The following is a 6,528-nucleotide window of genomic DNA, read 5'->3' on the forward strand; positions in this document are numbered from 1 at the left end:
TATTTTCTTTGATTTCTTGAATCATGCGCGAAGGATCTGCTAAATCACATTTATTAATGACATATATTGTTGCTAGTTGTAAAATTCCCGCTTTCATTAATTGTATTTCATCGCCGCTATTTGGCAATAAAACGAGAATAGTGGAATCTGCAATATTTGTAATTTCACTTTCACTTTGACCTATTCCAACGGTTTCCACTAAAATATAATCGAAATCTAAAACAGTAGCTAAACGAATGGCGCTTCGTGTTGCTCTAGCCACACCTCCCAAAGCACCTCGTGATCCCATTGAGCGAATATAAACCATGGGATCACGAAAGTGATCTTGCATTCGAATACGATCCCCTAAAATAGCACCACCAGATAATGTAGAAGAAGGATCTACTGCAAATACGGCAACCGTTTTTCCTTGTTCCCTTAATTCTTTAATAAATAAATTTGTTAAGGTAGACTTTCCTGCACCCGGCAATCCTGTAATTCCAATAACTCTTGTTTTTGTTACGTTATCATCGGTACGAATTCCAGGATGAGATAATAATTTTGGAGCGAGCATTGGGTCATTCTCTACAAAACTAATTGCCTTACTTAGTGCTCTCATTCTTGAATGCCATAGGTCTACATTTTCTAAACAAGTTTTTCCAGAGAGATAATTTACAAGTGATTCAAGATCTATGGACTGCTTTATCTTCATTATTTTAACCTTGTACTTCAGGGGTAATACTAAATAATAAGTCTCCAGCAGCAACACTCACTCCAGGATTAATTTTTACATTCGTAACTAGCCCGTCACATTCAGCAACAATTCTATTTTCCATTTTCATTGCTTCAATAATAATTAAAGTGTCACCTTCTTTAATTTTTGTATTGTTTTTTACTAAAATAGAAATAATTTTACCCGTCATAGGAGACTTAATATCACCGCCACCTAAATTCGCAGCGGATTGCCTTGGTTTTACAGGCCGCACAATGTTTGCAGTGACTTGATTTTGAGAAACAAGACCATTGTTCCCAATTCCAATACGATAAATCTCATTTTTTTTACTAATAAATGTTTCGTTAAATCGTACAATTTTATTTTCAATTAAAAAACTTCTGCCATCTGCAAGTAAACAAGCTTTTACTTCTTTTACAATATTTTTTTGATCTATTAAATAAACAGGAAATAGTTCTCCCTTAGAAAGATGATTTAAATCTACTGTCGAGGGAATTTCTATTTGATAATTTTTGGAATCCTTGTTTTTTTGAACATTTATCTTCATTTAACAAACTCCTTTTGCTTATCTTTTTGTGCTTTCCAAACGATAAGCTCTTGCCCAAGATTCAGGTTGCTGAAATTCAGCGGTAGATGTCGCTTCTAATTTTGATTTTTTTTCCATGATTTTAATAGCAACGACTATAGCTTCTTGTTCCGTTAAATCTTTTCTTGTTTTTTCGGAGTCTTCTAATAAATGCTCATTTTCTTCAATAAAACGAGTGGTATATTTACCTTCACGAAAAGCAGGAAATTCGATTAATGCTTGATGAAAAGGGATTGTTGTCTGTATTCCTTCTATATAAAATTCACTTAAAGCTCTCGCCATTTTATTTAAAGCATCATTTCTAGAAGTTCCATGGACAATTAATTTTGCAATCATCGAATCATAAAACTCAGGAATTTTATATTTAGAATAAATATGTGAATCTACTCGAATTCCAGGACCAGAAGGAAATTCTAATTCTTTAATTACGCCAGGATCTGGTCTAAAACCATTATAAGGATCTTCAGAATTAATTCGAGCTTCAAAAGCCCAACCTCGAATGGGTAAATCTTTTTGAGTAAATGTTAATTTTTCGCCCATTGCTACTTTTAGCTGTGTTTGTAATAAATCGACCCCTGTAATCACTTCCGTAACAGGATGCTCTACCTGAATGCGAGTATTCATTTCCATAAAATAAAATTTAGTTGGGGATTCTAAAATAAATTCAACAGTGCCTGCATTTACATAACCAACACTTTGCGCTGCTCTTACTGCAATTTCTCCCATTTTATGACGTGTTTCTTCACTTATGTAACTAGAAGGAGCTTCTTCAATTAATTTTTGATGTCTTCTTTGTATTGTGCAATCACGTTCAAATAAATGAACCGTATTTCCATGAGAATCAGCCATAATTTGAAATTCTACATGTCTTGGATGTTCAATATATTTTTCACAAAAAACATCTGGATTGCCAAAGTAACTTAATGCTTCTCTTTGACAAGACTCAAATGCATTAGCAAGTTCGGAGTCCGCCCGAACTACACGCATTCCTCTACCACCACCACCTGCAGCCGCCTTTAAAATCATGGGATACCCTACTTGATGAACAATATCTTGAAGATCTTTTAAATCTTTTAAGGGTTCATTTTTACCAGGACTACAAGGGACACCCGCTTCTGTTACTTTACGCTTTGCCAATGTTTTATCACCCATGGAGTGAATGGCATTTGGAGAAGGCCCTACCCAAACAATGCCAGCTTTTAATACTTCGTTGGCAAACTCAGCACTTTCAGATAAAAAACCAAATCCAGGATGAATAGCTTCTGCGCCAAGCTCTTTTGCCGCCTTCATTATATTTCCAATGTTTAAATAACTTTCATTACTAGGTCCACCCCCAATGCATAAGGCTGCGTCCGCCATAGCAACATGCCTAGAATGAAGATCTGCTGTTGAATAGACTGCTAAAGGAGAAAGACCAAGGTCACGGCAAGCTCGAATGATGCGAACACCAATTTCGCCACGATTTGCAATTAATACTTTTTTAAAAGGCTTATGAATAAGAGGTAAGAATTGATCTTGTATCATTAGGATTATCCCATCGCAAAAAAGAAATTGAATTTAATTATTTTTTATAGCGGAATGTTACCATGTTTCCTTTTTGGTAAAGATTTTCTTTTATTTTTATTTACTATTAAAGCAGTTATTAATAGCTTACGAGTTAATTTTGGTTCAATGACATCATCAATAAATCCTTTTTGTGCTGTTACGTAAGGATTTGCAAATGTGTCCCTATAATTTTGAATTAATTCTTTTCTTTTATTTTCAGGATTAGGAGCATTTGCTATTTCATTTTTGAAAATAATATTACAAGCACCTTCTGGACCCATCACTGCAATTTCGGCACTTGGCCAAGCAATATTGTAATCTGCACCAATATGTTTTGAGTTCATTACGTCATAAGCACCACCATATGCTTTACGTGTGATTACGGTAAATCGAGGAACTGTTGCTTCACAAAATGCATAAAGTAACTTTGCACCATGTTTAATAATTCCACGCCACTCTTGTTCTGTTCCTGGTAAAAATCCTGGAACATCTGTAAAAACAATTAAAGGAATATTAAAGGCATCACAAAAACGAACAAACCGCGCTGCTTTAATACTTGCATTTATGTCTAAAACACCCGCTAAATTCATAGGATCATTTGCTACAATACCAACAGAACTTCCATTAAGTCTAGCAAACCCTATAATCATATTTTTTGCATAATTAGGTTGTAACTCTAAAAAAGATTCCAAGTCGCATACACGTTTAATAATTTCACGCATATTGTATGGTTGATTTGGATTATCTGGAATAATCGAATTTAATTCGATATCTGCTCTATCTGCAGAATCTGTACAAGGTAACGAAGGTGGGGTCTCTAAATTATTTTGTGGAATGTAAGAAAGTAGTTTTTTAAGAAATGAAATGGTTTCGTATTCATCCGCACAAGAGGCATCGGCAACGCCACTTTTCACATGGTGGGTATCTGCACCACCCAAAGATTCAAAATCGACATCTTCTCCTGTTACTGTTTTAATCACATCGGGTCCCGTAATAAACATATGGGAAGTGCTTTGGGTCATAATGATAAAATCTGTGATTGCGGGAGAATATACAGCACCACCAGCACAGGGCCCTAAAATTGCACTTATTTGAGGAATCACACCACTAGCTAAAGTGTTACGATAAAAAATATCTGCATAACCACCAAGACTCGAAACTCCTTCTTGAATTCGTGCCCCACCACTATCATTTAATCCAATTATTGGCGTCCCATTTTGAATAGCAAGATCCATCACTTTACAGATTTTTTTGGCATGCATTTCTCCTAAAGATCCCCCAAAAATAGTGAAATCTTGAGCAAAAATATAAACCGTCCTCCCAGCAATACATCCGTAACCTGTAATGACGCCATCTCCTAAAAACTTTTGTTTTTCCATTCCAAATTGATTGCAATTGTGAGTAACAAAAGTATCTAGTTCTACAAATGAATTCGGATCTAATAATTCTTGAATACGCTCTCGAGCCGTCATTTTCCCTTTTTCGTGATGAGAGTCGACTCTTTTTTGACCTCCACCTTCAAATGCTTTCCAACGCTCTTCCTTAAGTTTATGAATTGCTTTTTCAGTGCTAATTGTCATTTTATTTATCCTTCAAGTATTTTTTTAATTTCTATAATGACATCTTGAACGGTTGTTCCCGGAGTGAATATGGCTCTAACCCCAAGGGATTTTAAATAAGGAATATCTGAATTTGGGATTACTCCACCTCCAAAAACAGGAATGTCGCCACCTCCCTTACTTTTTAGAGCCTCTATAAGTTTAGGAAATAGAGTATTATGAGCTCCAGACAATAATGATAATCCAACAATATCAACATCCTCCTGTATAGCTGTCTGTGCTACATCTTCTGTCGATTGCCGAACACCAGTATAAATAACTTCCATACCTGCATCTCGAAGAGCCTTGGCAATATATTTTGCTCCTCTATCGTGGCCATCTAAACCACACTTTGCGATGAGAACTCTTGGAATCTTAGAAAACGAAATTCCTCCCAAAACATGAGAACCTGAGTTTAATTCATCACTTGCATAAAATGTGGGGAAGAATTTTGTTGAAGGATAAAATGTTTTTATCATAAATTAAAATTCCCTGTATTAAAAACGCAAAAGCAGATTACAAGGGGCTAGTGTAGTTACTGCAATTATTTTTGCAACATTTTGAAAAGGAGACTTGCAATGAATGATAATAAAAGCTAATTGATTGCTGTTTTGAATAAGTCTCGCCTAAATAGGATGTCAAAAAATGTGGCACAAACACGCTTATAAACTGCACTCTTTAGACTATAAAGTCCGAGAAGCCAAAGGAATCATTAGCAATGGAGATAGAGGCTATAGACAACCTTATGTAATTGGTGTTTGCGGTGGATCAGGAAGTGGTAAAACGACGTTTTGCAAACAGCTTGTAAAATATCTTGGATCTGAGCTTGTTCTGCATATTAGTCAAGACGCCTATTACAAAGACTTAAGCCATTTATCTTTTGATCAAAGGGAAAAAATAAATTTTGATCATCCTGACATTATAGAGTTTCCCTTGCTAGTATCCCATCTTGACGAATTGTCTCTTGGGAAAAATGTGACACTTCCTCTTTATGACTTTTCAAAACATAGCCGCATGATCGGAAATCAATTTGCTACTCCAAAGCCAATTGTCATTTTAGAAGGTGTGCTTCTCTTTTCTGACAATGATACAGAAAAAAGAATTAATCACAAAGTTTTCATTGATGCTTCTGAGAAAGTTAGATTTGAGAGAAGATTAAAACGTGATGTTCGTGAAAGAGGCAGAACACCCGAGTCCGTTCATAATCAATTTAATTCAACAGTAAGTCCGATGCATAATATTTATGTTGAACCTGGAAAATCAAAAGCAGATCAAGTTGTTTCTGGTGAGCAATCTTTTGAACATGTAATTGAAGATCTGTCTATAAAAATTATTAAAGAAATATTGGTTTTATAATTTTTCATCACCTACTTAAATCTAAAAATTTATAATAATTAAATTAAAATAATATTTTTGAAAACTAGCCCTTAATATCTGAAGACAAATTTGTCTTGAAAGATAGTTTTTATAATCACTTTTCTTGAAAAGTATTTACCTACCATTTAATCTATTTATGAAGAGGATAAAAACACACCCAATAACATGTGTTTTTATTACTGAATTTAATATTTCGTTTATCATAATCATTTGTTATAATTATTTTATAAACAACACAGATATTCATTACAAAGGAGAAATGAGTGGAATACTTATTGAATAAATTATATTCTGATCCAATATTTTCAATAAAAAATTTAACTACTTTTCAACTTAATTATTTTTATGATTATTTTAAATGCGAGTGCTTATTTGAAGATCAGACTTTAAGTCAAGAATGTTTCGACGACAAAGAAATCGCTTTTAGAATTTATAAAAACATTAAAACTGAATTAAAACAAAGGGTTAAATTAGGAGTTGATTATCGAAATTTACATTAAGTTTATTTCAAAAATTTTGTTAACTAAAAAATATGTATTCATACTTTAAATTAACATATTTATTGTAAAATAAAATATTTCAACTGGTATGATCCCCGAAAAGTGGACTATTAAATTTCATAATTTTCTTCATATTCTAAAGGTGCATGATAATCAAGGGCAGAATGAGCACGAATTCGATTATAAAACACCTCTATATATTCTATGACT

Annotated in this window: 7 protein-coding genes and 1 pseudogene; 2 read left to right on the forward strand and 6 right to left on the reverse strand. The window is 33.8% G+C overall.

Annotation, left to right across the window (positions count from 1 at the left end):
- From ACIQ56_RS13160 to ACIQ56_RS13180, 5 genes and pseudogenes are all read right to left on the reverse strand, one after another.
- On the reverse strand, nucleotides 1-691 hold a 691-nt coding region (locus tag ACIQ56_RS13160), incomplete at its 3' end, for an ArgK/MeaB family GTPase (RefSeq protein WP_397601513.1).
- Between the two features lie 4 nt (nucleotides 692-695).
- Nucleotides 696-1,259: a biotin/lipoyl-containing protein gene (locus ACIQ56_RS13165; protein ID WP_397601514.1), complete on the reverse strand. Its 564-nt coding sequence runs from the start codon at nucleotides 1,257-1,259 to the stop codon at nucleotides 696-698.
- Between the two features lie 192 nt (nucleotides 1,260-1,451).
- Nucleotides 1,452-2,822, reverse strand: a pseudogene (gene accC, locus ACIQ56_RS13170) (acetyl-CoA carboxylase biotin carboxylase subunit); the annotation flags it as partial.
- 44 nt (nucleotides 2,823-2,866) lie between these two features.
- On the reverse strand, nucleotides 2,867-4,423 hold the full coding sequence (locus tag ACIQ56_RS13175; protein WP_397601515.1) for an acyl-CoA carboxylase subunit beta: 1,557 nt from the start codon (nucleotides 4,421-4,423) through the stop codon (nucleotides 2,867-2,869).
- Between the two features lie 5 nt (nucleotides 4,424-4,428).
- Nucleotides 4,429-4,830, reverse strand: a complete 402-nt coding sequence (locus ACIQ56_RS13180; protein WP_153421572.1) for a cobalamin B12-binding domain-containing protein — start codon at nucleotides 4,828-4,830, stop codon at nucleotides 4,429-4,431.
- Between the two features lie 256 nt (nucleotides 4,831-5,086).
- Between ACIQ56_RS13180 and udk the strand changes: the two genes are divergently transcribed.
- Both udk and ACIQ56_RS13190 read left to right on the forward strand, forming a co-directional pair.
- Nucleotides 5,087-5,797 carry a uridine kinase gene (udk, locus tag ACIQ56_RS13185; protein WP_397601516.1) on the forward strand — a complete coding sequence of 237 codons (711 nt, stop codon included), beginning with the start codon at nucleotides 5,087-5,089 and terminating at the stop codon, nucleotides 5,795-5,797.
- 284 nt (nucleotides 5,798-6,081) lie between these two features.
- On the forward strand, nucleotides 6,082-6,318 hold the full coding sequence (locus ACIQ56_RS13190; protein ID WP_397601517.1) for a hypothetical protein: 237 nt from the start codon (nucleotides 6,082-6,084) through the stop codon (nucleotides 6,316-6,318).
- Nucleotides 6,319-6,428: 110 nt separating this feature from the next.
- Here the strand turns inward: ACIQ56_RS13190 and ACIQ56_RS13195 are convergent.
- Nucleotides 6,429-6,528: IS3 family transposase (locus tag ACIQ56_RS13195; protein ID WP_397599331.1), on the reverse strand; the 100-nt coding region annotated here is incomplete at its 5' end.

The organism is Silvanigrella sp. (assembly GCF_044369315.1).
Classification (GTDB): Bacteria; Bdellovibrionota_B; Oligoflexia; order Silvanigrellales; family Silvanigrellaceae; genus Silvanigrella.

Excerpts from the sequence above, each read along its gene's own strand:
- ACIQ56_RS13165 (WP_397601514.1), bottom strand. The coding sequence starts at position 1,259 with ATGAAGATAAATGTTCAAAAAAACAAGGATTCCAAAAATTATCAAATA.
- ACIQ56_RS13175 (WP_397601515.1), bottom strand. The coding sequence starts at position 4,423 with ATGACAATTAGCACTGAAAAAGCAATTCATAAACTTAAGGAAGAGCGT.
- udk (WP_397601516.1), top strand. The coding sequence starts at position 5,087 with ATGTGGCACAAACACGCTTATAAACTGCACTCTTTAGACTATAAAGTC.